Below are 26,639 nucleotides of genomic sequence, written 5' to 3'. Positions count from 1 at the left end.
AAGATGGAAGTTACAGTAGAATGTCAAAAAAGACCTGAAGGTAGCAAAACCAAAGCTCTAAGACGAGAAGGATTAATTCCTGCAGTATTATATGGTCATCAAGGTACAGAATCAGTTCCATTAACAATTGAAGTTAAAAAAGCACAAAAGTTGTTAAAAGATACCTCTATTAACAATACTATTATCGATCTTCAAGTTCCTGATATTTCTTGGAGTGGCAAAACTATTCTTCGGGAAGTTCAATCTCATCCCTATAAACCTTTAATTCTTCACCTAAGTTTTTTCTCCGTAGCTGCTCATGGAAGTTTAGATGTAGAAGTACCTATACATTTTGTTGGCGATCCAGTAGGAGTTAAGGTAGATGGTGGAATTTTAGACCAGGTTGTTACAGAATTAGCAATCAGATGTAAACCAGATAAAATTCCTGAAACATTGGATATAGATATCTCAGGTCTTAAGTTAGGAGAGTCTCTTCAGCTAAATCAAATTACTTTACCAGAAGGAGTAGAAGCGGCAGGAGAAGCAGACCTAGTGTTAGCGCGTGTAATGGCTCCTGTGGGAGCGTCATCTACAGAGTCGGAGGGTGAAGCAGCAGAATAAAGTAGAGATTTCATAGTATCAGTTGATATTATTATCTCTTCTTTTGTGGGTTTAATACCCCACCGTCAACGGGGGTGTTGAAAATTGTATGGGATGATAAGACACTCAATGGCGTGTAGAAGACTATCCATGAGCAATTATACCAAATTGATAAATGTTTGCTACAAATAGCTAGGGTATTTCTGAGAAATCAACCCACCCCTAACCCCTCTCAGGAGGGGAACTCAGGAGGACTAAGTCACACGGGAATGGTTTCAATACCAGTTTTTAGGTCATAAATTCTCTTTTCTGTCAAAGGGACATTTCCTGCACTTGTCTTTTAATCACACTTATTATTCGTAACATTTTTTTTTCAAAATGGTATTAGACCTTCTGACCTCTGCCTTCTGCCTTCTGCCTTCTGCTTTCTTCAAGACATAAATGTGAAAAAAAATGTAGAGACATTTCTATGAAACGTCTCTACGAGAATTGCTCAAAAAGAACCTTTGTCATCCCTATTTTTTACTAAATATCCAGGTCAGTAATATTCAATTTTGGTCCATAAGTTTCAATAAACTCACGCCGGGGAGCAACCCGATCGCCCATCAATACTGTAAATATCCGATCCGCCTCCGCAGCATCTTCAATTTCTACTTGCTTCAAAGTCCGAGTTTCTGGATTCATTGTCGTATCCCAAAGTTGTCCTGGCATCATTTCACCGAGACCTTTAAACCGTTGGATAGTATAGTTAGCATTAGCAGGAAACTCATTTTGAACGAGTTGGTTGAGTTCGCGATCGCTATAACAATAGTAATGATTCCTACCCCGCTCTACTTTATATAAAGGAGGGCAAGCAATATATACATAACCCTGGTCTACCAACGCTCGTTTATATCGGTAGAAAAATGTTAACAACAACGTGCGGATGTGGGCACCATCAACATCTGCGTCAGTCATAATAATTACTTTATGATAGCGTAGTTGACTCACATCAAACTCATCACCTTTGATACCCAAACCTAAAGCTGTAATCATTGATTGAATTTCATTATTTTTGTAGATCCTAGCATCATCCGTTTTTTCAATGTTGATAATTTTACCCCGCAACGGTAATATGGCTTGGAAACGGCGATCGCGACCTTGTTTGGCACTATTATGCACAAAAACTCCACTAGCTAAAGCAAAGTTATGAGTATTAGGAACTTCAATGTCGTAAACATCCCGTCGCTCTTCCAGAGGTTCAATAGAAACAACCCGATGATTATAATTACGAATAGCATCCCGCGCTAAAAATTCGTCTCCTCCAAAATAGCGGTCGCAGAAAGTCTCAAACTTCAACATCGACTTATCCTTCTCGCGACGACGATAAATATCATACAATTCCAAATCTATGAAACGAGAACTCTGGTAAACCTTATGCAACGCCTCAAGAGTCTTGCGATAGTAAGTTTGATTTAACGCCTCGCGACGCTTGGCACGAAATTCAGGAGTCCACTGTTCCTTAGTTTTTTGCCGTCGCCACTCCAACAAATCTTCATCTTGCCATTGCTGTTTTGCTACTTCAGAAGCTGCTTCCCGTGCTTCTGGGTTATTAGCAAAATAATCCCGCACTTGTTCTGCTCGAGCTTCACAGTTCTCAGCTTTACTCCAATATTCCTGCTGTGCTTTCATTAACTGTTCGCGATTTTGTTCACGATACTCTTCATTGCTATCATAAAACTCCCGCCATTTCTGAACCATAAAAGCTTTATACTCATCAACTTCCCACTGTGCTTTAGCTTGTTGTGATAAAATTTCTCGCGTCTCAGGTTCCTGCATTCGTTCCTTCATCTTCGCCCGAAATTCATCAGTTGTATGAGCTTGACGACTTTTTTCCTTAACATCAGGACGATGTAAAGTGAATTCAAGATGTTCCCTGTGTAATGCCAAGTGATCCTCTGCTGGAAGTCGCTGAATATTGGTAGGATTATTATTCAGTTTATTAAAATCAACATGATGACGATGGTTGCCATCTCCTGACTTATATACTCCTGCATTCAAGTTATAAAAATCTGCCAATAAATGAGTATAAATCCACTTTTCTTTTTTATGGTTCCAAACCATTTCATAACCATCTAATCCCTGACCAGTTTTTGTCTTTTGAGATAACTTTCGATACAGAGGCATCAAAGCATCATTTGGTGTTAATAAAGCTGCTGGTTTATAACTACCATCTCTGAGCATAAAAGGATGGTCTGGAGTACAAATTAGAGTTTCATCATTATCCAAAATTATCTTAATAACTCTGGCATTTTGCTTCGTCATTCTCGCATTAATTATCCTTTCAATTGCCACATATCCCTTCTCATTAATTGTGTAACAAAAATGTTCTTTACCCTCAGCTTGTTCAGCTACTATTTCTCCAAAGCTGAGATTACGTCCATCAGCTAAAGCAATTTGTTGATTTTTTAGCCAACAGCCCCCGGCACTGTCTCCTTCGACCAGGTATATCTCGGATTCTTCAGGGTTTTTCGTACTGCAATCGGCTAGTTTTCCTGGTAATGGAGAAGATTCTAAAACTGATTTTCTCCTAACTAAATCCCTCGCTCGACGAGCTGCTTCTGCTGCTTTAAAAGCTTGAATAGCCTTCTCTAAAACTGCATCAGCAATTTGAGGATTAAAGTCTAAATATTCAGTTAAAACTTCTCCTACCAAAGAGTCAACAATACCTCTAACTTCAGTATTGCCTAACTTAGTCTTTGTTTGACCTTCAAATTCTGGTTCGGGAACCTTTACAGAAATAACTGCCGTTAAACCTTCCCGGACATTTTCACCACCCAAATTAGAATCACTTTCTTTGAGTTTATTTCGCTTACGAGCAATACCATTCATAGTTCTGGTTAAAACAGTTTTTAACCCTTCCAAATGAGTACCGCCATCAATAGTCCGAATATTATTGGCAAAACCAAGAACATTATCACTAAAAGCATCCACACACCATTGCAAAGCAACTTCTACTTGTACATCATTCTTTTCCCCTTGTACAAAAATCACCTCTTCATGCAAAGGTTGCTTTTCCCGGTTCATGTAGACAACATATTCCTTGATACCACCCTCATAACAATAAGATTCAACTCGTGGTTCATCACTTTTGATTAATTCTAGGCGGTGATCTGTGATCGTAATCTTGACACCTGCATTCAAATATGCTAGTTCTCGCAGACGACCAACAATAGTATTGTAGTCAAACTCTATACCTGTAGTAAAAATTTGTTCATCCGGGAGAAAGTGTACTGATGTACCCGTGCGCTTTTCTTTATTAGACTTAGATTTCAGGTTACCAGTAGGTTTGCCACGCTCATAACCTTGGATATGTGTCTTTTTATCACGCCAAACCGTTACCTCTACCCACTCTGACAGAGCATTGACCACAGAAACCCCCACTCCGTGTAATCCCCCAGAAACTTTATAACCACCACCACCAAATTTACCTCCAGCGTGGAGGACAGTCATAACTGTCTCTAAAGCTGACTTACCTGTTTTAGAATGGGTATCCACCGGAATTCCCCGGCCATCATCTGTAACTTTAACAGAACCATCTTCATTCAGATCGACTTCGATGTGGGTGCAATAACCAGCTAGCGCCTCATCGATAGAGTTATCGACAACTTCGTAGATTAGATGATGTAGTCCACGAGGCCCTGTGGTACCGATGTACATTCCTGGTCGCTTGCGTACCGCTTCGAGACCTTCGAGAACTTGTATTTGTTCAGCGCCATAATCGCTGCTGGCCATAGCAATATCCCTCCTAATAATGGCTTTAATCGCAACTTTTGTCAAAAAATGATAAAGTTCTACTAAATTATAACATAAAAGCCTTAAAAGCGACTCTGGGCTATTCTGAGGATAAATTTATTTAGGGGATGTACCTGATTATTGATTTTATGTTTTTGATTTTGGATTGAAGGGAAGATGAGATTTTTGGAGAAAACTAAAATTAAAAGAGGTTAGGAGTCAGGAGTCAGAAGTCAGAAGTCAGGAGAAATTGGAATTATAGAGAAGATAGTCGGAAAAATTGTCCCTAAAATGCTACAACCTTTATATTTCAATGCTTTGATCTTTAATCAGCAAGCCATCAATAATGAGATAATTCCCTTGATGCTACTTTCTAAATAGGAAATATAGACCTTTGTAGCACAAACATCTTGCCTGTGATAGCTGTACTAGACTAAGATAAAATCTGCGTGCCTTTAGGCCGGGGAGGATGTCAAATTCTTGAGAAGACAAATAATTCAGTTTGTTATAGATATGTAATTAATTTTGCATGACCACTGAAAAGATCAAATGTGCCCAAAAAAAACCCTAGAAGTTGCTAATGATCTACAGTGTTGAGTTTAAGTCCAAAACAAATAGTTTGGCTGCTTCAAACGGTCAAACAGTTTGCGAAGACAAAATAGAGACTTTTTTTAGTCCTTCCATCGAGTTTCGCCAAGAAACTATTTACTTTATATTAGTAGACCGCTTTTATGAAGGTGACCTAACTAAACATGAAGCACTTAACCCAGAATATTACGACCCGACTCAAGAGCATTGGTGCAAATATTGGGGCGGAGATTTACAAGGGATTATTGATAAACTCGATTACTTGGAAGGAATGGGAATTACAGCCATCTGGATTTCCCCCCTATTTGAACAGGTAGAAGGAATGTGGTGTGATATGACAGCCCTGCATGGCTATTGGCCACGGGATTTTAAGCGACTTAATCCGCGTTTTCTTAACAAGGGCGAATCGACTACTCTGAACAACTATACAGTATTCGATCGCTTGATTGCTGAAATGCACTCTCGAAGCATGAAACTAATCCTAGATATTGTCTGTAACCACAGTAGTCCTGATATTAACGATTGCAAAGGTGAACTCTACGATGATGGAGTGAAAATAGCAGACTTTCATAACGATGTCAATAATTGGTATCATCACAACGAAACAATTACAGATTGGCATGACGAATGGCAGCAACTTTACTGTGAAATCTCAGGGTTAGCAACATTTAATGAAGAAAACCCAGACTTTCGCCGTTATATTAAATCGGCAATTAAGGAATGGCTAGATAAGGGCGTGGATGCTTTACGAATTGATACTGTCAAACATATGCCACTCTGGTTTTGGCAGGAATTTGTTGGGGATATGCAGGCCCATAAACCCTCTCTGTTCGTTTTTGGAGAAGTTGGCATACCATGTCACCCTTGGGATGGCAAGTCGGCTAACTTAACTAATAAATCGGGAATGTCGATTCTGGATTATTGTTTGTGTGGAGCAATTCGCTCGGCCTTAGCTGAAAAAGCACCGGAGGGATTTAACTTGATTCACAATGTCTTTGAGGCAGATTATTACTATAATAGGGCAACAGAATTAATTACCTTCATTGACAACCACGATATACCCCGATTTCAAAGTATTAATCCCGACCCAGATATATTACGACTAGCGACGCTTCTGATTATGACCTGTCGTGGAATTCCCTGCATTACTTACGGCACGGAACAGTATCTCCACAACGATACTAATGGTGGAGAAGAACCTTACAATCGCCCGATGATGGAAAAGTGGGATTGTTCTACTCGACTCTATCAGGATTTGCATTTGTTATCCAAGTTGCGACGACTAAATCCGGCAGTGTCTCTGGGAAGTCATGTGGAAAAGTATATTTCTGCCGATATTTACTGCTATCTGCGACGTTATCAAGATTCTCGCTGCTTGGTAGCAATGAATAGGACAGAACATAAAGTGGAGCTTTCTTTAGAAGATACAGAGTTGAAAGATGGGGAGTATAGTTGCCTTGTTAGCGATCGCCAGTTTGTAGTCAAGGATGGTAAGATTTTGAAATTGGAATTGGGGCCTAAGCAAGGGATTGTCCTTAGCTATATTGGTAACCACGTCAAAGGAAAAATGATAGTGCGGGCACAGTTAAATGGGATAGCTACTAAAATAGGGGAAACTGTAGTCGTAACCGGAGATTGTCCAGAGTTAGGCAATTGGGATCTTAGCAAAGCATATCCATTGGAGTATATTAATCAAAATACCTGGTTTGGGGAGATTCCATTTAATGAAAGTGCGGGAAGGAGAATTGTTTATAAATATGTTTTGTTGCGGAAAAATTTACCACCCCTGCGAGAAAATCTAGTCAACCGTTCTTGGATATTAGCAGACCAAGGAACGGTAAAATGGTATGATAGTTGGGCGTATTAAGAGCTAGTCATTTTAGTTATCAGTACCTCTGGAATAAGGAGGCTTGATATAAGGAGTAGTCTCTTTTTTTATCCTTTAAAAAGGGAGGCGCATACCCACAAATTTTCGGTAAGTAGGTAGGGTTGAAGGAGGATATGATAATTGCTTCATATCCTCCCCTAGCTCCAGCAATCTTATTTGGCTTTTTTAGCCAGAATCATCATATCTGTGAGCAAACCTTCTTTCCAATCATATTTATTTATACTTGACTCAATCCAAGCAGCAAAACTTCTTAATAATTTTACCGTTCTTTCATCAAACTCAGATTTGGCAAAGTCCCTTGGTTGAATCGGACACTGAATCCCCAGTAGTTTCTGTGCCCTGTCATAATCCTCATAAAAACCGTTTACCTGTTCTCCTCGATAAACAACCCAATCAATGATTTGGAATGAGGGATTCACTTCACTTGATGCTGTAGCGAATTCTTCTGCAAAAATTTCCTTCATAGATTCTGAAAAAGGATTCTGTAGAATTGATTTAAACAAGTCAAAACTGTAATATCTGATGGGTAAAACTTTTCCCATTTCCGACTTAAATACGTCAGCAAACTCCTTTCTGCCAATTTTTAACAAAGGAGAACCATCTCTCTTACTTTTTAGGTGTTGCAATGGCTCGCCCTTTGTTTTGGTTGTGAATATTGTCAAGATTCCTTCAGATTTCAGCAAAGAGTAAAAAGCTGAAAGCGCTCCCTGAACCAAATCAAATGTCACATGAGGAAAAACTTGACCCGAAATGATAGTGTCGAAGGGAGCATATTCTCGTAGTGGTTCCACCTCAGTCATGCTATTATTGAATAGATGAAAGTTGCCGAAATGATATTCTTTTTTGTCAATTTCATCTAATAAGGCATCGTATTTATCTCCCCTCTGGTCTAACATAGCTTCCAATTCAGAATTTTTTTCTACAATTGCCTTGGCTTTTAAGACTGCGTGTTTAAATCGTGGCGGATCTAACTCGGCAGCAACAATTACATCGGCGTGGGAAAGATTGTGAAAAAGCCTACCCAAACCACAACCACAGTCGTAAATTGTTTGGCAGTTTTGAAGAACCTTATTCTGAAATTCTTCCCAAACAAACCCGGTACCGCCTTCTGTGATTTGGTGAATGTACTCCTTTACATAAGGATGGTTTGGGTTTTTACTTTTGTAACGATATTCCTTTGTCATTTTTCTCCTTTATAAAGGTAGTTGCTGAAAAATCATCCTGACTCTCTAAGTGATCGCCGAAGGCTATTTGTGATAGTAGAAGTTCTGCAATGCTTTTGTCAAGATGGTCGAAAAAATTACTGTATTTCCTATAAATAAAGTCTTTCGTCTCACTCTGAAGTGCGCACTACTTTGCTCGAATCGGGAGCATCTTTGAGTGATCGCCGTGCCTGCTGGTTCTATAAGGCTGATTTGTGGCTTTCCTCAATATCAGTAGAGTGTCTTTGCCACCAGCAACTTACCGATGATTGATACGATTGTAATCGCCCCACTAAAAACAAGCAGAATATTTCGGCTAGTTTTGCATCGCCAGTAATCTGAAGTTTTTCTTGCATTTGCAACTCTACTGGATTGGTATTACCATTAACGAGCTCTACCAGATCCTTTGCCGAAACTCGAGCCACACAATCGGCATTTCGTTCCGCCTTCTCTTTACTTATTTGATTCTTAGGCTTAGTCAAATCAATTGTCCAAATTCCGGCATTTTTACCCACGACTATTATTTGATAGATAACAGGATTACCTTCCAGTGCTTCTTTCAGTTCCTGTAAACGTGGGGGAAAGATTTGTGTAAAAATATCCTCTAAAGTGGAAGTCAAAGTTTCTAACGTTGAATCTGAATTGAGTTGATTGTCTAGGGATAGAACGCTATCCCAATTCGTATCGACTATCGGGTAGTCTAGTTCCGCAAGCAGCTCGTTCATCTGTCCTAGTAGATCATTGGGAATAAATCTACGTTTAATCGTTGCTCCCTTACCTATCGATCGTGAATGAATGCTCTGAGAAAATTGCAACTTCTGATCTTCAAAACCTCCATCATGCTGAACCGAGAATACTTTTTCCAAGAGCGATTCATCCCAAGAAACATTTAAAAATTCAAACATAGTTCCCAAAGATAGACCTGGATTGAGAACGTAAGACTCGTACTTAATTCGGAAACATTGAGTTTTATGTTTCTTCTCAAATTCTAAAAGAGCTTTTGTTTTCACAATCCAATTCTCTAACATTGCACCTACAATATTTCCAGAATTACGACAAACATAGCTTAATTGCTCTGGCATAAACGAATACTTCGTGGCTTCAAGACAAGACTGAACTACGTCCATAGCGTGACGGTGCAAACATATATATTTGCTATCTGGAAATACTGTTTCGAGCCAAGCAACATTATCTATATTGCTTGGCGATTTTTCACACCACATTAACTTGTTTTTACTTTTCGCATATTTTGTCATCACGCTAAATATAATTTGTCTTACCTCCTCAGCTATGGCGTGTTTTTTTTGGGATTCTTCCGACCAACTAGAAATTTGCCCCATCGTACTTTCAATAAAAACATATAGGGAACGACACAATTTTGCTAAATTGAGTTCAGCAGGACTAGCAATATCTGGATGTGTATCTAAAATATAGCGAAGTAGTGATGAGCCAGAGCGCTCGCAGCAGAGAATGAAAATGGGAGGGGTAGTTGAGGACAAATTTTCGGTATTGGTTTTCATAAAAGTCAAGTTATGGTAGAGTCAAATAGCAAGTTTCTGATAAATTAACATCTCGAACTCAAATTGTCAAGCAATTGAACTGAAACTTCGAGCTGTATCTTAAAAAATAGGAACAATGAACAAGCAAGAGTTATGGAAACCTTAAAAATAGAAACAGATTCAAAAGAGCCAACAGTAGAGGTATCGTCGAAAAATAATGTCAATTCCCTAAAGCGCTTAATTGACTATGCCAAGAACTATCGCCTACAATTCTGGCTGGCGAATTTGTGTTCTATACTCAATAAAATATCGAGCCTGGTCTCCCCAGTGACTGTGGGAGCTGCGGTAGATGTAATTGTCAAACAAGAAGATTCTTTTATAGCTCGATTGGGAGTTAAAGATATTTTCCTACAGTTATTAGTATTATCCCTAGCTACAGCAACAATTCGGTCCTTAGAATCTATCTTTGAATATGCCCAAGCGAGGTTGTGGCGGAATCTGTCCCAGAGAATAGAAGATGACTTGCGCTTAGATAGTTACAAACACTTACAGCAAATGGAAATGGAGTTTTTTGAAGACCGCAGCACCGGGGGGTTGATGTCCGTCGTCAGCGACGATATCAACCAACTAGAGCGCTTTTTAGATGTCGGAATCAATCAAATACTCCAGGTAACGATAACGATTATCTTTGTGATGATAACTTTTCTAAGTTTAGCCCCAAGCGTTGCTTGGATGGCAATAATACCCATGCCCCTAGTCGGGTTTGTATCCATTGCTTTTCAGCGCGGTTTAGCTCCTCGTTACGCAGAAGTCAGGGAAAAGGTAGATTTGCTTAACGGTCGGTTGAACAATAATTTGACGGGAATGACTACTATCAAAAGCTTTACTGCTGAAGATTATGAAGTCGAGCGTGTAGCGGCAGAAAGCAAAGCTTATCGGGAAAGTAACGAACGGGCGATCGCTGTTTCGGCGGCTTTTACACCTCTAATTCGCCTGGTTATAGTTCTATCTTTTACAGGCATTATGGTTTTTGGTGGGATGGAGGTGGTGGAAGGGAAACTGTCAGTGGGAATCTACAGTACGTTAATATTACTAGCGCAACAAGTACTATTGCCTTTGGTAATAATGGGAAATGTTCTTGACCTCTACGAACGTGCGATGGCATCCACTGCCCGAATAATGAATCTGCTTGATACACCACTAACGACTCCTTCTGGAAAAATATCTTTACCAGGGAATAAAGTGCGCGGCGAAGTAGAATTTTCCAACGTTACTTTTGGTTATCGCGATCGCCCACCGCTGCTGGAAAATTTCTCTCTGAGAGTGCCCACTGGAAAAACTATTGGCATCGCTGGTTCTACAGGTTCGGGCAAAAGCACTTTAGTTAAACTTCTGCTGCGTTTCTACAAAGCACAATCCGGTAGTATCTTATTAGATGGCATCGAATTACAAAAGTTGGAGTTAAAGGATTTACGTCGCTGTATTGGGTTAGTGAGTCAGGACTTATTCTTATTTCACGGTACAGTGGCAGAGAATATTGCCTACGGCAGTTTTGAGGCGACGGAGGCAGAGATAATTGAGGCAGCGAAAGTGGCAGAAGCTCACGATTATATTGTGCAACTTCCAGAAGGTTATCAGACAATAGTGGGCGAAAGGGGTCAGAAGTTGTCGGGAGGCCAGCGACAGCGCATAGCTATTGCCAGAGCTGTTTTGAAGAATCCACCTATTTTGATTTTGGATGAGGCAACTTCCGCAGTGGATAACGAAACAGAAGTATCTATTCAGCGATCGCTCGAACGGATTACTCAAAATCGGACAACAATAGCGATCGCCCACCGTCTATCTACTATCCGTAATGCTGATTGTATCTACGTTATGGAAAAGGGTAAAATAGTAGAATTTGGCCAGCATAAAGACTTATTGGCAAATGCGGGAGTTTATGCTAACCTATGGAAGGTTCAAACTGGTTAATAATGTTAATTACTATTTGTGGGCCTACTGCTACAGGTAAATCTGGATTAGCCTTGGATTTAGCCCAAAGACTAGGATCGGCGATTATTAGTGCAGATTCTCGTCAAGTGTATAAATATTTTAACATTGGAACGGCAAAAGTAACTACAAAAGAACGGGAATTAGTACCTCATTACTTAGTAGATATTTGTGAACCCACAGAGATTTTGACTTTAGCAGAATATCAGGAACAGGCACAAGATTTAATTAGTCAAACTGATGTGGTATATCCGAGTTTATTAGTGGGGGGTACGGGTCTATATATTAAGGCAGTAGTTAAAGGTTTAAAGATTCCTAGAGTTGGGCCTAATGAAAAGTTGCGATCGCAGTTAGCAGATTTAGGTCAAAAACAATGTTACGAAATGTTACAACAAGTTGATGGAATTGCTGCTCAAAAAATTCACCCTAATGATGCGGTACGAACCTTGCGAGCATTGGAAGTTTTTTATGTGAGTGGGAAACCCATTTCTCAACAGCAGGGAGAAAACCCACCAAATTATCCTATTTTGCAGATCGGGTTAGACTGTGATGTGGAAGTTTTGGGCGATCGTATTCGTTATCGGACTAATAAAATGGTGGAAGTTGGGTTAGTGGAGGAAGTCAAATTTTTGTGTGAAAAATATGGTGCGGAGTTGCCATTGTTAGATACATTGGGTTATGCAGAGATGAAACAATATTTGGCAGGGGATATTAGTTTAACTGAGGCGATAGATGCAACAGTTTTACATACTCGTCAGTTTGCCAAGCGACAACGGACTTGGTTTCGAGCGTACCCAGAAATTGAATGGTTTGATGCAGCAGCAACAGGTTTATTAGATAAAGTTTGGGAGCAAGTGGAGGAGTTTATATCATGTAGGGACTAAGGGGTGGAGGAGTAGGGGAGATTGAATATTGAAGTAGTTATAGAATTATAAACACATACTGTATAACCGAATTCTATATCAGAGATTCTGCTGTTCCTTGTCGATTAAATTGACGATTTAGGGTGCGGAATATGCACCTTTTATATATCTGACTACCATTCATAATTTGTACCTCATTTACCTTAAATCTGCCGTAAATCTCCCCTACTCCCCCAACTATATAATAAGTATTCAACCAAATTTGATATAATCCCCAACTAAAATGTCCCAAACCCCCTGATTTAATATGGTCAATCAAATGAAAATTCGTAACCCGCGCACTGGTATAAATGATTATTTCATTACCCAACCAACTGTAGAACAAATTGCTACTAAATGTCTTAATTTACGATCTGCTCAAATTGAGTGGGAAAAGTGTGGAATAGAACAACGTATTCAGGCAATACAACAATGGAAAGAAACTATATTTTCTCATCGGGAAAAACTAATACAGGCATTAGTAAATGATACAGGTAGACTAATAGAATCAAGACTAGAAATGGACTCTGTGACTAATAGTATAGATAGATGGTGTAAGTTAGCACCGCAACTCTTATCAACTGAGTCAACCAAAACTACAACAATTCAATTTATTCAACTACAAAATCAATTTTCACCTTATCAGTTAGTTGGTATTATTAGTCCCTGGAATTTTCCTTTATTACTTTCTTTAATCGATGCAATTCCAGCTTTAATTGCTGGTTGTGCTGTGGCAATTAAACCAAGTGAAATTACTCCGAGATTTATCCAACCTCTGTTAGACACTATTGCTAATATTCCCTTGTTGTGTGATGTTTTTACTTATATTGAAGGATCTGGAGAAACTGGCGCAGCTTTAATAGAATATGTAGATTTTATTTGTTTTACTGGTAGTGTTGCCACAGGTAAAAAAGTTGCCGAAGCAGCAGCAAAAAGATTTATTCCAGCTTGTTTAGAATTGGGAGGTAAAGACCCGGCAATAGTGTTAGCTTCAGCAGATTTAGAGTTAGCAACATCGGCACTTTTATGGGCTTCAGTTGTTAATGCGGGGCAGTCATGTTTATCAATTGAACGTATTTATGTGGCCGAATCAATTTTGATAGAATTTATTACTAAACTTACCGAAAAAGCTAAAGGTCTGAAATTAGCTTATCCCAATGTTGAATCTGGAGAAATCGGACCAATTATTTCCACAAAACAAGCTGAGATTATTAGAGAACATTTACAAGATGCTGTGGCTAAAGGTGCGGTTATTCATTGTGGAGGAAATGTCGAAAATTTAGATGGTGGTTTCTGGTGTTTACCCACAGTTTTAAATCATGTAAATCATAGTATGAAAATAATGACTGAGGAAACTTTTGGACCAATAATACCTGTGATGTCTTTTACTACTGTTGAAGAGGCGGTAAAATTAGCAAATGATACAATTTATGGATTAAGTGCTGCTGTTTTTGCTGGTTCTGAAGCTGAAGCTTTAGCAGTTGCTAGTCAGATAAATGCTGGAGGTATTAGTATTAATGATGCGGGTTTAACAGCATTTATCAATGAAGGAGAAAAAAATTCTTTTAAGTTTTCCGGTTTAGGTGCTTCTCGAATGGGAGTTGATGGTATGAAAAGATTTATGCGGAAAAAATCGATTTTAAGTAAAGTAAATTCTATAATTAACCCTTGGTGGTTTAAAAGTTGATGAATGAATTATCTCTGGATAAAAAATTAATTGTTTTTTTGCTCAAAATATTACATACTTCTGTCTTGATTTTTACCTTGACTGGATGGCTATTACCTAATAAATTGTTATTGATTTATTTAGTTTGGATACCACTAATGGTGATTCAATGGCAACTAAATCAAGAAACTTGTATATTGACAAATCTGGAAAATTATCTATTAGGTGAAACTAACAAACAAAAGTCAGAACAACAGGGTCAATTTGTGAAATCTTTGTTTTTAAATTTATGCGGTTTTGTACCAGCAGATAACTTTTTAAAATATTTGATTTATTTCACGATTTTTTCCTGTTGGAGTATTGGAGGTTATAAATTTTATCTGTATTATTATGGCTATTGAAGAAGGTCGTAGGTAGTAGGTTTTAGGTGGTAGGTGGTACTTACAGCACTTTCCAATGTAATCAGGCACACCTTATTTTAAGGCAGAATTCAGAAGTCAAAAACTAAGAAGATTGGACTGTACCTCATAGCAAAGGAAACCACTGTATATTATGTCCGGATAATTAGGATTTGCTGATTAACTATCAAAGCATTGACAGATAAAGGTAAGTGTCTTCTGAGATCCCAAGAAAATGCGCTTGTTTTAGTTTAAAACGTTCAAAAAGGAGCGCATTTTGGGCAAATCAAGGACTGAAAACTTGAGGAACAATTCTTACTTCTACCTCCTCTAAATTCCCCGTTTCTCCTGACTCCTGACTCCTGACTCCTCTCTCGTTATTTATAACTATTCAACCGGACATAATATTATATATTTTTTCGTAAGCATTCAGCGGTCAGCTATCAGCTATGAGTTATTAAGTAATTATCTTGGAAAAAGTAATTAGTATTCAAGGATAATGAAAAGTGATGTTTGCGCAGCATTCCGCAGGAAATGAAATAGTCCTTTCAGCTAACCTTGGTTATTGCTTGATTCTTTCTTTCATGCATCTGAAGCGCTGAACGCTAATAGCTGAATGCTTACATTTTTTCAGCGATAATATGATGTGAAGAAGGTCGTAGGAGTTAGTTGAAAAAACCTATCTTATTACTTCAATAGTAAGGTAAGTTTCAATATATTCCCTACTCCCTACTCCCTACTCCCTACTCCCTACTCCCTTGTTCCTCATATAATACCTTCTTTTCTCAACTTTTCAATAGTTGCACGTTGAGTTTCAATAAAATGTTTTCGCTCAACTACTCCACCATCCATAGTATTAGCAGGATAAGCATGAAACTGACGATAACTTTCTGCATAAATATCCCATCGTTGCCTTGCTAATAAATTTTTCATTCCCACTTGAGAGCGATAGTTGCGGAGACCCATAATATCAATTTCACCATAGGCGGCCATGCTTTCCCCTGCACCCGTTTCCGCTAATATTAAACCTCGGTAGTCGATAATTTTAGAACCCCCATCAACGGAAGCTTCAGGAATGGGAGTATTGGCAATACCTGCAGTATTAGCAGATATCACATACATCATATTTTCCACAGCACGAGAAACTTTCGCTGCTTCTTTTGGCGATCGCGCTTGCCCATAAACTTCTGAAGTAGGATGCAGTAAAATTTCTGCTCCACGCATTGCCAAACATCGGGTCACTTCTGGAAATAAAATTTCATCGGAGGCAAAGGCAGCAAAATTACCGATCGCTGTTTTAGCAACGGGAAATACTCCCTCTAAACCATAACAGTCGAGATATTTATCCCATACATCGTGGGGAGTAGGAGCAAACATGGAGTTAAGACGGCGATAGCGCAATACGATATTGCCACTGGGGTCAATGAGAAAGCAGCTTTGAAAATATAATTCGGGAAAGTTGGGGTCAACTTCATAAGCATTGCCCCCTAGAAAAATATCATTTTTTTGAGCAATCTCTCCTAGGCGATCGTAGATGGGGTCAGTCATTTCTAAACACGCTTTATTTGCCCAACTTGTCAAAGACTCGGCCATCGGAAAACCTGTGAGAAAATATTCTGGCAGTAAAACTAATTTACAGTTTAGGCCAATAAAAGCTTTACTAGCAGCTATTTGTTTGGCTAGGTGATTGATGGTTGATTGAATCAGCGATCGCGCAGATTCCCGATCGTTGGCCTGATTTACTGCTTTCGCCTGGACTTGAAGGGCCAAAGCCTGGAAAGGGGTAACTTGATTGATAGCTTCTATCATATTTTGCTATAGTCATCCTCGGCATGGGTGTGTAGAAAATCTCTAGGAAATTTTGAAGAAGTATTCAGTAGTCAATGAGTGACTGAGAATGGGGTTGTGATTAGACTTGGAGGAAAGCTGTAGATATTAAAAGATAAAACAGTAACAAAGAAGAAGAAATCATTTATATTATACCAATGTTGCCTGACAATTTAAATTGGCGTTGGTAAATTTAGCTATGATTTTCGTGCTTAGGGAATAGGGAATAGGTAGGGACTTTGAATACAAAGTCCCTACAGATTATTTCGTTTACGGGTTGTTCGGGAGCAAGTAATGAAAGGGGTATTCATAATTCTTATGTTGATTACAGTTAGTCCAAATATCTTAATTCTTATGTTGATTCACCAACACCTTTAAATTTATTGTCAAGGGCTAAAAGATTAGTTCTGTAGCTTTCATCAATGAGAAATTATATTACTTGGGTAATTCCAATATTCTCAAAGTAAGGGGCGTAATATTATGCGCCCCAGAAAAAATAACTGTAGTTAAAGTGTTAGGAGTAATGCACTCCAAGGCTTTCTCGGTGGATGATAAACTCTATAACATTAAGAAGGTTGGTCTTGATTAATCTGGCGTTCAATGGTTTGAATGGCCGCATTAAGTCCAGCTAATCTAGTTTCTAGATCATCTCGCATCCACTTGAGGAATTTCAGTTTATTTTCCTGATGGACTTTACGAGACTCTGGTTGAAAAAAGTCCCAGCCACAGCAGGGTTTAGCAAAGAATGGAAACATAGGTAATACTCTCAACTCATCTTTACTTAATATTTTGAAACAAAAATTCTAGAAATGGCAAATTATATTCTAATTTATTTCTTAAATATCAAAAGTGAAGGCCATGCTAGTCAGCAAAAATCCTGAGAAGTCCGTACTTCAAAAAGTAGAGCATTATATTTATGTAAATATATTAGACTTGTCGCTTGATAAACTAAAAAATTGTAGAAATCCCCTTATGTAAAGCTTGTAATTATATCATGTCCGGTAGCATCGGTATTGTATAGCAAAGGTAGGCAACAGCTCCGGAAGGCAACAAACAGGAAAGCTTAAGAGCAAGAAAAAAACTTAAATTTCCTGTAGATATCCACGCTAACTTTTACACAAACGATACCAACGGACATGATATTATTTATAGATAAAAAGACTCAAAATAATTACCCTGTCTAGGTTTTGGATATTTTTTCTATCTATTTAGCGACAACTCTATTATATAACCTCCTTGGGTCTGTTTCTATAAAATGCAAGTAAGTATCCAATCGAACTTAATATCAGTAGTGCTCGCGATCGCTTCCTTACTTAGTTTCATACATTAATCACCACTATTGTTAACAGTAATCAGTTTCACAACACTCTGATTTTTTTCAAAGTAGATCGAGTTTAGTAAACTCAAACTAAACCTAATTTTAGCACTTTCAAATATTGATCCAAACTTGATTTGATGCTAAAATTTATACTGTAATTTTTAGGCAATAATTACGGTTCTAATAGAATTACTTATTAAATATAAAAAACTCTAGATTTGCCTGAAAAATCTTAAATAATATTTTGCATTTATTTATAAAGGAGATATGATTATGGTTGCTCAATCTTGTATCTATTCATCACCTCTACAAAAAGCAATTGACCGTTATCCACTAACTGTAACACCCGAAACTCCTCTGGTAGACGTACTAAAACAAATGAGTCTGTTACAAAGCAGTTGTGAAATACCTGTCAATACACTGACAAATGGAATTCATGAATCACCATTATCAAAACAGGAAAAAGCTACAAGTGTTTTAATTGTAGAACAAAAATATGTTGAAAAAGATCAAAAATATAATGCACAATCTTCTTTTCTATTAGGAATATTTACTGTCAGCGATCTTGTTAAACTAATTGCGACTGGTCAAGTTGGTAATCTAAGCAATTTATCAGAAAATGTCAAGATAAAAGAAGTCATATCATCTAATTTTGTGACTATAAAAGAATCAGACGATCAAGATTTATTTACTGCTTTATCTCTGTTTCGCCAACATAAAATTAGTCATCTACCAGTGCTAGATAGTATGGGTCAAATAGTTGGCGTTGTGACACCAGAAAGAATTCGTCAAGTACTGCAACCTTCTAATATTCTCAGCTCAAGAAGGGTAAATGAAGTAAAAAATGATTCTTTTACAGTCACAACTCCAGAAACGGCATCATTGTTGGAGGTTAGTAAATTGATGTCTGATCAACAAGTAAATAGTGTAATCGTAACACAGAATAAAAAAAATAAAACACAAAGGACTGAAATTGACAAACCTGTTGGCATAATCACTACAGATGATATTGCACAAGGCTATTATATAAATATGAGTTTGGCAACAACACCTGTAAAAAAGGTAATGAAAACGCCATTGAATTGTTTGAAACAAACAGATTCTCTCTGGGATGCTCATAAAAAAATGTTGCATGAACAGGTAGAAATATTGATAGTATGTGGTAAACAAGGAGAGTTTCTGGGAACAGTTAATCAGACTAGTTTACTGCAAGTATTAGACCCGACAGTAATGTTTGGGTTGGTCAGAAAATTACGAAAAGATGTTAATCAACTGCAAGCAGAAAAATTTGAACTATTACGCACTAGAAATGCACAATTAGAAAAAGAAGTGCAGGCACGAACGGCGGAAATACAAGCACAGTTAGAACGCGATCGCCTCCTGGCAAAAATAGCTCTTCGGATTCATCAATCTCTAGATATAGATGAAATTATTAATGCTGTAGTGACAGAAGTTAAGCAATTCCTCAAAACAGATCGAGTAGTGTTATTTCAGGTAGAAACTGCAAAAGTCGCTAAAATAGTTGCTGAGTCAGTAGAAAAAAACTGCAACTCCTGGATGGGAGAAACAATTTCATCTGAATGCTTAATGTCAAATTTAAACATGAATCAAAATACTATTCAGGCAGTTTCTGATATCACTCAAACAGATTCAAGTACAGAAAAAATTACTGAGCTGAAGGAAAAACAGGTAAAAGCTTGGTTAATAGTACCAATTTCCCAAGATGGACAACTATGGGGACTGATGTGTACCCAGGAAGGTTCGGGAATTCGAGAGTGGCAACAATCTGAAATTGATTTTTTGAAGCAGCTAGCAACTCAGTTAGCGATCGGTATTCAACAGGCCCAACTTTATCAACAAGTACAAACTCTGAACACAGATTTAGAAAAACAAGTTCAAGACCGCACAGCAGAATTGCAACAAAAAGTGCGAGAACTACAGCAACTTAATATTCTCAAAGATGATTTTTTAAGCACTGTTTCTCATGAGTTAAGAACACCTCTATCGAACATGAAAATGGCTATTCATATGTTGAAAGTCTTTCCTGTATCAGAACGCGGTAAAGAATATTTAAATATTTTAGATACAGAGTGTAAAAGAGAAATTAAGTTAATTACCGATTTGTTAGATTTACAGCGCTTAGAAGGTGGCACTGAATTTATCCCTATAGATACAATAGATTTAGCAAGTTGGCTTCCCACTATGATCGATCCTTTTAAATCTAGAGTTAGAGAACGGGAACAAACTCTAAAAGTTAAATGTTCTAAAAAACTACCTAAAATTATATCTAATAATCATAGTTTAAGCAGAATTTTAGCAGAACTCCTGAATAATGCTTGTAAGTATACCCAGAATGGTGGCGAAATTAAGTTTTCCGTTGAATCTAACCAGAAAAAAAGTAGCAAAAAAAGCCTTAAAGAAGTACCTTCTACAATCAAATTTATGATTAGTAACCCATCAGAAATTCCCGAATCTGAGTTACCTAAAATATTTAATAAATTTTATCGAGTGCCTAATGCCGATCCTTGGAAACAAGGGGGGACAGGTTTAGGTTTAGCTCTAGTAAAAAAATTGGTAGAGCAGCTAAATGGCAATATACTTGTCACTAGCAGTAATGGTTGGACAACTTTTACAGTAGAACTACCAACGTAAAGGAATTGCATCAAATTCTAATTTCCGAAATTTAATTTTGGCTAGCCCACTTCCTTATTTCTTCTTAATACTATAAAGTAATAACTGTAGTAAATAACTGCATTAAAAGTGCATTCAGGGAAACAAAGACAACAGAATATTTCTCACTCTCAGGATTGGTCATGGCCTCTATGGCCTATTTTACCCTTATACCCTTATGGACAAAGACGAACATTACGAAAGGAGATTGTCAAAGATACAATCTGGACTTTTGACCAACTTCAGGGTATCTTCTATGTCACTGTACCAATTCGGATGACAGTGGTAAGAATGATCGGAGGTGGTTTGTTTGTCTACGCCCCAATAGCACCAACCCGGGAATGTGTGCGCCTTGTCAATGAATTGGTAGAAAAATTTGGAGAAGTTCGCTATATTATTTTACCAACTATTTCTGGCTTAGAACATAAAGTATATGTGGGACCCTTTGCGAGAAAATTTCCCACAGCTGAAGTTTTTGTCACGCCCAACCAATGGAGTTTTCCTCTAAATTTACCCCTGAGTTGGTTGGGTTTACCAAGAAACCGCACCTACTTACTCCCTGTGAATAGTGGAGATGCACCTTTTGCAGCAGAATTTGACTACGCAACTCTCGGACCCCTTGATATTGGTTTCAAACCTTTTGCAGAAGTAGTATTCTGGCATAGTCCATCCCAAACTTTACTGGCGGTTGATACTGTTTTATCTGTACCTGCTGAACCGCCCGATATTTTGAATTTAGATCCCTATCCGTTATTGTTTCATGCCAAAGATGATGTGTTTGATGTGGTAGAGGATACTCCCACAAATAGATGTGTAGGGTGGCAAAAAATATGTTTGTTTGGATTATATTTTCAGGTGGGTGCTTTAGAGGTAGTTCCTACTGGGGAAATTTTTAAGAATGTTTGGAAAGCAGGCGATCGCTCGAAGCGTGCATATTTTGGTCTCTTACCGTGGCGATGGAAGTCTGACTGGCAGCGTTCTTTTACACAATTACGACAGGATGGGCGGTTGTTAGTAGCACCTATATTGCAAACCCTGATTTTGAATCGCGATCCCAAACAGGTGATGGAGTGGGTTGAGAAAGTGGCAAGTTGGAATTTTCGGCAGATTATTCCCTGTCATTTTGACGCACCTATTCAGGCAAGTGGGTATGAGTTTAGGCAAGGGTTTAGTTTTTTAGAAAAGGATAGTGGGGGGTATTTACCAGAGACAGATTTACAGTTTTTGAGACAATTAGATGATAAGCTTACAAAAATAGGGGCTTTACGTTAAAGCTGAAGAGCATTTTCTTATTTTCCCTATAAGATAAATCAAAACTGATTTACAAACAATCCCACAAGTTTAACTTAAGCAAAAGGGAATTACGATGAACATAATCAGAGTTGTTTTGATTGAAAAGCATGACTCAAGTCGTGCTGGGTTGGTAGCTGCATTACAAATGTCTGAAGGTATTAAAGTAGTTGGGGATGCCGCTTCTGGCCAAAAAGGTTTAAATATTGTGCAAACAACTCAGCCTGATGTAGCAATAGTTGCTCTTAATCTACCTGATATGGATGGAGTTGAACTAACTCAGAAGTTGAAACAATTAAATGGTGCTCGGGAATATAAACAAACAAAAGTGTTAGTTTTAACAACAAAAGATAGTGAAGATACTGTAATAGCTGCTTTTAGTGCTGGTGCAGACTCATATAGTCTCAAAGATGTCAGTTTTAGTAATTTACTTCAGGCTATTGAGGTTACTAATGAAGGTAATAATTGGATCGACCCGGCGATCGCTAGTGTGGTAATTAAGCAAGCTCAGGAAACTTCTGATAGTAACTATCCAACTTCTCAACCACTAATAAAACTAAATGAAATGGACTGTGCGCCGGGAGGAGATGGAATAATTCAGATAGATCCTCTAACAGAAAGAGAATTAGAAGTATTACAGCTAATAGTTTCTGGGTGTAGCAATGCTCAAATTGCTGACAAGCTTTATATCACTATCGGAACTGTCAAAACCCATGTTCGTAGTATTTTAAATAAGCTATGTGCCAACGATCGGACTCAAGCAGCAGTCCGTGCTTTGCGTGCTGGTTTAGTTAGTTAAGCTCGATCGATTTCCTTTAATAGTTATGCTTTCTATCTGCATTAGTCAAAGATGTCAGAGTGGTTTAATAGCTTGAATAAAAAGATTTTTTTATTCAATCCTTTGCTATTAAAAATTCACCCCAACTAATTCTTGACTTATCCTATCTTGAAAAAGAGTTTATTAATTCAAGGAAAAGTATTCAATATATTTTCCTTGGATTCTGATCAAATATTAGTTATACTAAAATGATTGAGAAAATTTAGTCAGTCTAGTCAATTTTTTTCTTAGCTTCTTCTTTAGCATTTTCTACAATGTGTTCTACTCTAGCCTCATCTTGCTTAACTTGTCCTTCAGCTTTGTCTTCTGGATTACCAGTAATTTCTCCAAGCATTTCTTGAGCTTTACCTTCAATATTTTTAACAGTTGCTTTTACTCTATCTTCGGTAGTCATGGATATTAACCTCAGAACTTTTTTATCTACATTTATATACTAATAATAATTTTTTAAACTTTCTTCTATCGAAAGGAGTATCTTGATGTATTTTATGATTATACCATTTGATAGATATAGCAGTCCTATTTTATTTGTGTATAAAAACCTTATCGCTTTTAGGGAACAGGGAACAGGCGGGAGTGTCAGTTTTTTTAATCGACAGATAAAGGTTTTAGGCTTTTTTTCGCTCCAGTGGGTCTGGCTTTTTCGGCTTGAGCAAGCAGAAAGTTAGGGTTGAAAGGAGAATAATTGCAGAAAAATTGAGGGATAAAATATTCGACTAACTCCTCTAAATTCCCCATTTCTCCTGTCTCCTGTCTCCTGTCTCCTCCCCTCACCCATAAGACTTTCCATACGCAAACCCTAATTATTCGGTAATTCGGTAAGATCGGTATAGTTTTTGATTTTGCCTCTATCAACAAAAAAGCCTAGCATTATTAGCTAGGTCAGTAATTTTTATGTCACTTATGAATACTTGATGATATGTGCAGCTCAACTAATTATAATTGATAACTAAATTATACCTGTTCCTTTACCACGATTATCTTCAGACATAGTTAACTTTCCATCTTCATTAGTCTGATTTATTTCTTTCATAGTTTTAGCACGTTCTAGTCTTTGTTCTTCTTCTTGCTGTCTTAAATCTCCTGGTTCATTGACATACATTTCAGGTTCAATCGCAAAATTATTTAACCTACCTTCTGTATCAACAGTATAACCTGATGTAGTATTATTTTCTTCTCCTTCTGCTTCAGGAGTTTTCATAAAGTTTTCTCCCTCTCTTTCCATCCTATCTGCTACATCTGTAGGAATGATATTAGCATCGTAGTTAGGACTTATATTTGTTTGATTTGTCATTATTTAACCTCCAAATAAATTTCTATTGAACTTAAAAAAAATGTTTTATCGATCGCTCGACTAAAGCAGATATTATTCAGTATTTTATTTTTTATGAATCAACTTTAGGAACAACATCAGGACGTTCTTTGTTTTCCCAACCAGGGGGACGCTTAGAGTTGTACCAGGCAATAGAACCCATTGTTACTGCAGCAACGAACCCAATTACCAATACTGCTGTTGCAGCAAAAGGAAAATGAGGTGCTTTTGTAGCAACTTCTAATAAATACATAATATTAGAATGCTCCTTAATCCGAAATTTGAACTTACTACAGTCATAGTAAATTAAAAAAATATAAATTCACATCTATCAAAAGGTTGAAGTGGCAGTAAAGCTTGGATAATTTTAGAGAGACAAATAAAGAATTAATAACAGTTGCAATAAAGATTGAGTTGCCATAATTCACAACTCATATAGGAGAGATAAGAATTGAATACGACAGAAAAATCAAGAGTTAGGGTAGATTTTTTATAGGCTTGGTTTACCCTATTTCCTGTCTCTTTTTCACGATATTTTTAATTTGGGATAGAATGAATAATTAAGATCCAATAAAAACAACTTTTTTGATTTGCTGGGTCTGTATAGGATCTATATCTTGAGATAGATGACTTATTTCAGTGTCAGAAGTAAGATACATTCTATAATAAATATATTTTTTACCTGAATTATTAAAATTAAATAAAGCCCTCTATTAAACTTTCATATAACTATTTGGCTGGGTATCAAGTTCCTCATTTTCCTGAAAATGGTACTTGTCATGAATGGAATGGAAACTACGATATTGAATCGGGAGATGAAAATATTCAGAGCAATTTGCCAGAATATGAAGCCTAAGTTTTTGTTTGGCAATAGTAAATAATATGAAATAGGTTAATATTTGCTAGCGATAAGATGAGAGATAGGGAGATGGGGAAATTCATAACTAGCATCATTTTTCGTATTTCATATAAAGCGTTGACAAACTTGCCTCACAAGTTGATAATATAGCAATTCTCATCTCTGAGTGAGATACAAAGTTCTGGGTTTTAGAGAACTGAAAACAGAGAACAGAGGACATAAAAGAAGGAGAACCAAGATACCTCACAAAGAGTGAGATAGATTATATACCACAGAACCATTTTATTAAGGAGATTAACATGGATATTATTCGTTTAATTTGTGCGATTTTTTTACCACCGCTTGGCGTATTTCTGCAAGTAGGTTTTGGCGGTCAATTTTGGTTGAATATTCTTTTGACTTTACTGGGTTATATCCCAGGAATTGTTCATGCTGTTTGGATTATTGCTAAAAGATAAATAGTTATTATATTTTAGGTGGTAATATCCGGGTATTTATGCCCAAATTACCACCTATAATCTTATTATCAATTTAACCTTAAACCTTCTTCAAGAAATTAAATAGAGGTTACTAAAGTTCAGGATTTTTACTTATATATGGATGAAATAATCAATATAATTATTAATGGATTAAAAGATGTACTTGAAAGTACTATAAAAGTCATACCAGCCATACTAATAGCATTAATTATTATTTTTTTAACTCGCTATGCAGCAAAATTACTTCGGAACCTTGCTCAACGGGTAGGAAAGCGTGCAACTCGTAGTAAATCCTTACAAATTTTAATCACAAAAACTACCCATGTGGGTGTTTGGGTAATAGGAGTTATTATTGCTTGTGTTATTGCTTTTCCCGGTTTAAAACTAGGAGATATTATTGCGACATTAGGTCTTGGTTCTGTTGCAGTTGGTTTTGCATTTCAAGACATATTTAAAAATTTTCTTGCAGGAATATTACTCTTATTACAAGAGCCATTTCGTATCGGCGACCAAATAATAGTTGATAAGTATGAAGGTACTGTAGAACAAATTGATATTAGGACTACGAAAATTCGGACTTACAATGGCGAAAGAGTGATTTTACCTAATGCTAATGTATTTACCAGTGCTATACAAGTAAGAACTGCTTTTGGTATTCGACGAACTGACCTAGGAGTAGGTGTAGATTATAATACTCCTTTATCAGAAGCAGCAGAGATATTATACAAACTTATTCAAAAGGTTGAAGGTGTCTTAGAAGATCCCGATCCTGAGATAGATTTAGTTAGTTTTAATGATAGTTCAATAGACTTTATTGTGCGGTATTGGACTAAGGCAGAACAGAAAGAAGTACGCCGAACTCAAACTCACGCAATTATTGCTATTAAGAAAGTTTTTGATCGGGTAGATATTAATATTCCTTATCCAATTCGGACTGTTTATTTCTACAATCAGAATAAGTATAATGATTATATTCCTATAGACCTTCGGCAAAACATAAAATCTTCCCAGTAAAGCAATTTATGTAATCCAGATTATCAATTATTTAATTACTGTAATTACTGCTAAAGATCGAAGATATTTATAATTTTTCCTCAATCCTAATTTTAACTGATATCAAATCCGCTCGGGTTCGGTATAAAAAAAATTTTCATCTTCATCCAAGAGCAAATGTTTCGCGCATTCTCTTCCCTCCTGAGGAGGTCCTTCCCCTCCACCGGAGGGGGAGGGGCGAGGGGTGGGTTGACTCGGTCCTCCTAGATTAACTATCTAATTACACCGATGCTACCGGATTTGATATGATGACTGATTTAGAGAGAAGATGCAGTATCAGGAGCAATTTTGACTCCACCTTCTTTATTAATTGTTGGTTTGTAATTAGAAGGCTAATCCAGATAATTACTATAGCCTGGCACACAGCAACTGGAAGGGAGTGAAAGGAAGTTATTTCAAAGGTTTAAGAGATTACTTCCTTTCGTCGCTAATCACCACTTGTCAACCGGACTTGATATTAAGCCTCTGTTTTAACAAAGAACAATGTGATACGGGGACCGATTTCAAT

22 protein-coding genes are annotated in these 26,639 nt (G+C 37.3%); 12 read left to right on the top strand and 10 right to left on the bottom strand.

The genetic code is table 11. The features are described from left to right. The first annotated feature begins 3 nt into the window (after positions 1-3). Positions 4-600 carry a 50S ribosomal protein L25/general stress protein Ctc gene (locus D5R40_RS05950; RefSeq protein ID WP_124145383.1) on the top strand — a complete coding sequence of 199 codons (597 nt, stop codon included), beginning with the start codon at positions 4-6 and terminating at the stop codon, positions 598-600. Between the two features lie 504 nt (positions 601-1,104). Here the strand turns inward: D5R40_RS05950 and gyrB are convergent. Beyond that, positions 1,105-4,353, bottom strand: coding sequence for a DNA topoisomerase (ATP-hydrolyzing) subunit B (gyrB, locus tag D5R40_RS05945; protein WP_205127393.1), 3,249 nt, complete (start codon positions 4,351-4,353; stop codon positions 1,105-1,107). Positions 4,354-4,972: 619 nt separating this feature from the next. On the opposite strand from gyrB, the gene D5R40_RS05940 reads away from it, so the two are divergent. Beyond that, positions 4,973-6,808, top strand: a complete 1,836-nt coding sequence (locus D5R40_RS05940) for an alpha-amylase family glycosyl hydrolase (protein WP_345789231.1) — start codon at positions 4,973-4,975, stop codon at positions 6,806-6,808. A gap of 173 nt (positions 6,809-6,981) precedes the next feature. Here the strand turns inward: D5R40_RS05940 and D5R40_RS05935 are convergent, their stop codons facing one another. Both D5R40_RS05935 and D5R40_RS05930 read right to left on the bottom strand, forming a co-directional pair. Further along, on the bottom strand, positions 6,982-8,013 hold the full coding sequence (locus tag D5R40_RS05935; protein ID WP_124145385.1) for a class I SAM-dependent methyltransferase: 1,032 nt from the start codon (positions 8,011-8,013) through the stop codon (positions 6,982-6,984). Between the two features lie 218 nt (positions 8,014-8,231). Continuing rightward, complete coding sequence (locus D5R40_RS05930; protein ID WP_124154358.1) at positions 8,232-9,551, bottom strand: sulfotransferase; 1,320 nt, start codon at positions 9,549-9,551, stop codon at positions 8,232-8,234. A 132-nt stretch (positions 9,552-9,683) separates the two neighbouring features. On the opposite strand from D5R40_RS05930, the gene D5R40_RS05925 reads away from it, so the two are divergent. Next, positions 9,684-11,501 (top strand): ABC transporter ATP-binding protein, encoded by a 1,818-nt coding sequence (locus D5R40_RS05925; protein ID WP_124145387.1) that lies wholly within the window; start codon positions 9,684-9,686, stop codon positions 11,499-11,501. Next, on the top strand, positions 11,480-12,403 hold the full coding sequence (miaA, locus tag D5R40_RS05920) for a tRNA (adenosine(37)-N6)-dimethylallyltransferase MiaA (protein ID WP_205127394.1): 924 nt from the start codon (positions 11,480-11,482) through the stop codon (positions 12,401-12,403). Before D5R40_RS05925 ends, miaA begins: the two co-directional genes overlap by 22 nt. Before the next feature lie 73 nt (positions 12,404-12,476). Here miaA and D5R40_RS05915 read toward each other — a convergent pair whose 3' ends face one another. Next, positions 12,477-12,674 (bottom strand): hypothetical protein, encoded by a 198-nt coding sequence (locus D5R40_RS05915; protein ID WP_124145388.1) that lies wholly within the window; start codon positions 12,672-12,674, stop codon positions 12,477-12,479. Between the two features lie 15 nt (positions 12,675-12,689). On the opposite strand from D5R40_RS05915, the gene D5R40_RS05910 reads away from it, so the two are divergent. Together D5R40_RS05910 and D5R40_RS05905 are read left to right on the top strand one after the other, a co-directional pair. Beyond that, positions 12,690-14,108 (top strand): aldehyde dehydrogenase family protein, encoded by a 1,419-nt coding sequence (locus tag D5R40_RS05910; RefSeq protein WP_124145389.1) that lies wholly within the window; start codon positions 12,690-12,692, stop codon positions 14,106-14,108. Next, positions 14,108-14,488: a DUF2784 family protein gene (locus tag D5R40_RS05905; protein WP_124145390.1), complete on the top strand. Its 381-nt coding sequence runs from the start codon at positions 14,108-14,110 to the stop codon at positions 14,486-14,488. Before D5R40_RS05910 ends, D5R40_RS05905 begins: the two co-directional genes overlap by 1 nt. A 762-nt stretch (positions 14,489-15,250) precedes the next feature. On the opposite strand, the gene D5R40_RS05900 is transcribed toward D5R40_RS05905, so the two are convergent. Continuing rightward, positions 15,251-16,294, bottom strand: a complete 1,044-nt coding sequence (locus D5R40_RS05900; RefSeq protein WP_124154357.1) for a nitrilase-related carbon-nitrogen hydrolase — start codon at positions 16,292-16,294, stop codon at positions 15,251-15,253. A 584-nt stretch (positions 16,295-16,878) separates the two neighbouring features. Then, on the bottom strand, positions 16,879-17,067 hold the full coding sequence (locus D5R40_RS05895; RefSeq protein ID WP_124145392.1) for a hypothetical protein: 189 nt from the start codon (positions 17,065-17,067) through the stop codon (positions 16,879-16,881). An 836-nt stretch (positions 17,068-17,903) separates the two neighbouring features. On the opposite strand from D5R40_RS05895, the gene D5R40_RS05890 reads away from it, so the two are divergent. The 3 genes from D5R40_RS05890 to D5R40_RS05880 all read left to right on the top strand — a co-directional run bounded on the left by D5R40_RS05890 (position 17,904) and on the right by D5R40_RS05880 (position 22,389). Next, complete coding sequence (locus tag D5R40_RS05890; RefSeq protein WP_124154356.1) at positions 17,904-20,282, top strand: CBS domain-containing protein; 2,379 nt, start codon at positions 17,904-17,906, stop codon at positions 20,280-20,282. Positions 20,283-20,390: 108 nt separating this feature from the next. After that, the gene (locus D5R40_RS05885) at positions 20,391-21,572 is read left to right on the top strand and encodes a DUF4336 domain-containing protein (RefSeq protein WP_124154355.1); all 1,182 of its coding nucleotides are present in this window, start codon (positions 20,391-20,393) and stop codon (positions 21,570-21,572) included. Between the two features lie 94 nt (positions 21,573-21,666). Then, complete coding sequence (locus D5R40_RS05880) at positions 21,667-22,389, top strand: response regulator (RefSeq protein ID WP_124145395.1); 723 nt, start codon at positions 21,667-21,669, stop codon at positions 22,387-22,389. Positions 22,390-22,639: 250 nt separating this feature from the next. Here the strand turns inward: D5R40_RS05880 and D5R40_RS05875 are convergent, their stop codons facing one another. The 4 genes from D5R40_RS05875 to psb35 all read right to left on the bottom strand — a co-directional run bounded on the left by D5R40_RS05875 (position 22,640) and on the right by psb35 (position 23,993). Then, positions 22,640-22,822 carry a CsbD family protein gene (locus tag D5R40_RS05875; protein ID WP_124145396.1) on the bottom strand — a complete coding sequence of 61 codons (183 nt, stop codon included), beginning with the start codon at positions 22,820-22,822 and terminating at the stop codon, positions 22,640-22,642. A gap of 194 nt (positions 22,823-23,016) precedes the next feature. Further along, positions 23,017-23,283 carry a hypothetical protein gene (locus D5R40_RS34690; protein ID WP_124145397.1) on the bottom strand — a complete coding sequence of 89 codons (267 nt, stop codon included), beginning with the start codon at positions 23,281-23,283 and terminating at the stop codon, positions 23,017-23,019. A gap of 94 nt (positions 23,284-23,377) precedes the next feature. Then, entirely contained in the window at positions 23,378-23,722 is a 345-nt protein-coding gene (locus D5R40_RS05865; protein WP_124145398.1) for a hypothetical protein, read from the bottom strand. A gap of 91 nt (positions 23,723-23,813) precedes the next feature. Next, positions 23,814-23,993, bottom strand: a complete 180-nt coding sequence (gene psb35 / locus D5R40_RS05860) for a photosystem II assembly protein Psb35 (protein WP_205127395.1) — start codon at positions 23,991-23,993, stop codon at positions 23,814-23,816. A gap of 480 nt (positions 23,994-24,473) precedes the next feature. On the opposite strand from psb35, the gene D5R40_RS40815 reads away from it, so the two are divergent. From D5R40_RS40815 to D5R40_RS05850, 3 genes are all read left to right on the top strand, one after another. Next, the gene (locus tag D5R40_RS40815; protein ID WP_275670387.1) at positions 24,474-24,596 is read left to right on the top strand and encodes a hypothetical protein; all 123 of its coding nucleotides are present in this window, start codon (positions 24,474-24,476) and stop codon (positions 24,594-24,596) included. A 302-nt stretch (positions 24,597-24,898) separates the two neighbouring features. Then, positions 24,899-25,057 (top strand): YqaE/Pmp3 family membrane protein, encoded by a 159-nt coding sequence (locus D5R40_RS05855; RefSeq protein ID WP_124145400.1) that lies wholly within the window; start codon positions 24,899-24,901, stop codon positions 25,055-25,057. Positions 25,058-25,195: 138 nt separating this feature from the next. Then, on the top strand, positions 25,196-26,092 hold the full coding sequence (locus D5R40_RS05850) for a mechanosensitive ion channel family protein (protein ID WP_124145401.1): 897 nt from the start codon (positions 25,196-25,198) through the stop codon (positions 26,090-26,092). Positions 26,093-26,639 lie beyond the last annotated feature (547 nt).

Source organism: Okeania hirsuta (genome assembly GCF_003838195.1).
Lineage (GTDB): Bacteria > Cyanobacteriota > Cyanobacteriia > Cyanobacteriales > Microcoleaceae > Okeania > Okeania hirsuta.
This window is presented reverse-complemented; position numbering and strand designations above follow the sequence as displayed.

What these genes read in the sequence shown, in the direction of transcription:
- D5R40_RS05950 (WP_124145383.1), top strand. Translation starts at nt 4, where the DNA reads ATGGAAGTTACAGTAGAATGTCAAAAAAGACCTGAAGGTAGCAAAACC.
- gyrB (WP_205127393.1), bottom strand. Translation starts at nt 4,353, where the DNA reads ATGGCCAGCAGCGATTATGGCGCTGAACAAATACAAGTTCTCGAAGGT.
- D5R40_RS05935 (WP_124145385.1), bottom strand. Translation starts at nt 8,013, where the DNA reads ATGACAAAGGAATATCGTTACAAAAGTAAAAACCCAAACCATCCTTAT.
- D5R40_RS05930 (WP_124154358.1), bottom strand. Translation starts at nt 9,551, where the DNA reads ATGAAAACCAATACCGAAAATTTGTCCTCAACTACCCCTCCCATTTTC.
- D5R40_RS05925 (WP_124145387.1), top strand. Translation starts at nt 9,684, where the DNA reads ATGGAAACCTTAAAAATAGAAACAGATTCAAAAGAGCCAACAGTAGAG.
- miaA (WP_205127394.1), top strand. Translation starts at nt 11,480, where the DNA reads ATGGAAGGTTCAAACTGGTTAATAATGTTAATTACTATTTGTGGGCCT.
- D5R40_RS05910 (WP_124145389.1), top strand. Translation starts at nt 12,690, where the DNA reads ATGGTCAATCAAATGAAAATTCGTAACCCGCGCACTGGTATAAATGAT.
- D5R40_RS05905 (WP_124145390.1), top strand. Translation starts at nt 14,108, where the DNA reads ATGAATGAATTATCTCTGGATAAAAAATTAATTGTTTTTTTGCTCAAA.
- D5R40_RS05900 (WP_124154357.1), bottom strand. Translation starts at nt 16,294, where the DNA reads ATGATAGAAGCTATCAATCAAGTTACCCCTTTCCAGGCTTTGGCCCTT.
- D5R40_RS05895 (WP_124145392.1), bottom strand. Translation starts at nt 17,067, where the DNA reads ATGTTTCCATTCTTTGCTAAACCCTGCTGTGGCTGGGACTTTTTTCAA.
- D5R40_RS05890 (WP_124154356.1), top strand. Translation starts at nt 17,904, where the DNA reads ATGGTTGCTCAATCTTGTATCTATTCATCACCTCTACAAAAAGCAATT.
- D5R40_RS05880 (WP_124145395.1), top strand. Translation starts at nt 21,667, where the DNA reads ATGAACATAATCAGAGTTGTTTTGATTGAAAAGCATGACTCAAGTCGT.
- D5R40_RS05875 (WP_124145396.1), bottom strand. Translation starts at nt 22,822, where the DNA reads ATGACTACCGAAGATAGAGTAAAAGCAACTGTTAAAAATATTGAAGGT.
- D5R40_RS05865 (WP_124145398.1), bottom strand. Translation starts at nt 23,722, where the DNA reads ATGACAAATCAAACAAATATAAGTCCTAACTACGATGCTAATATCATT.
- psb35 (WP_205127395.1), bottom strand. Translation starts at nt 23,993, where the DNA reads ATGTATTTATTAGAAGTTGCTACAAAAGCACCTCATTTTCCTTTTGCT.
- D5R40_RS05855 (WP_124145400.1), top strand. Translation starts at nt 24,899, where the DNA reads ATGGATATTATTCGTTTAATTTGTGCGATTTTTTTACCACCGCTTGGC.
- D5R40_RS05850 (WP_124145401.1), top strand. Translation starts at nt 25,196, where the DNA reads ATGGATGAAATAATCAATATAATTATTAATGGATTAAAAGATGTACTT.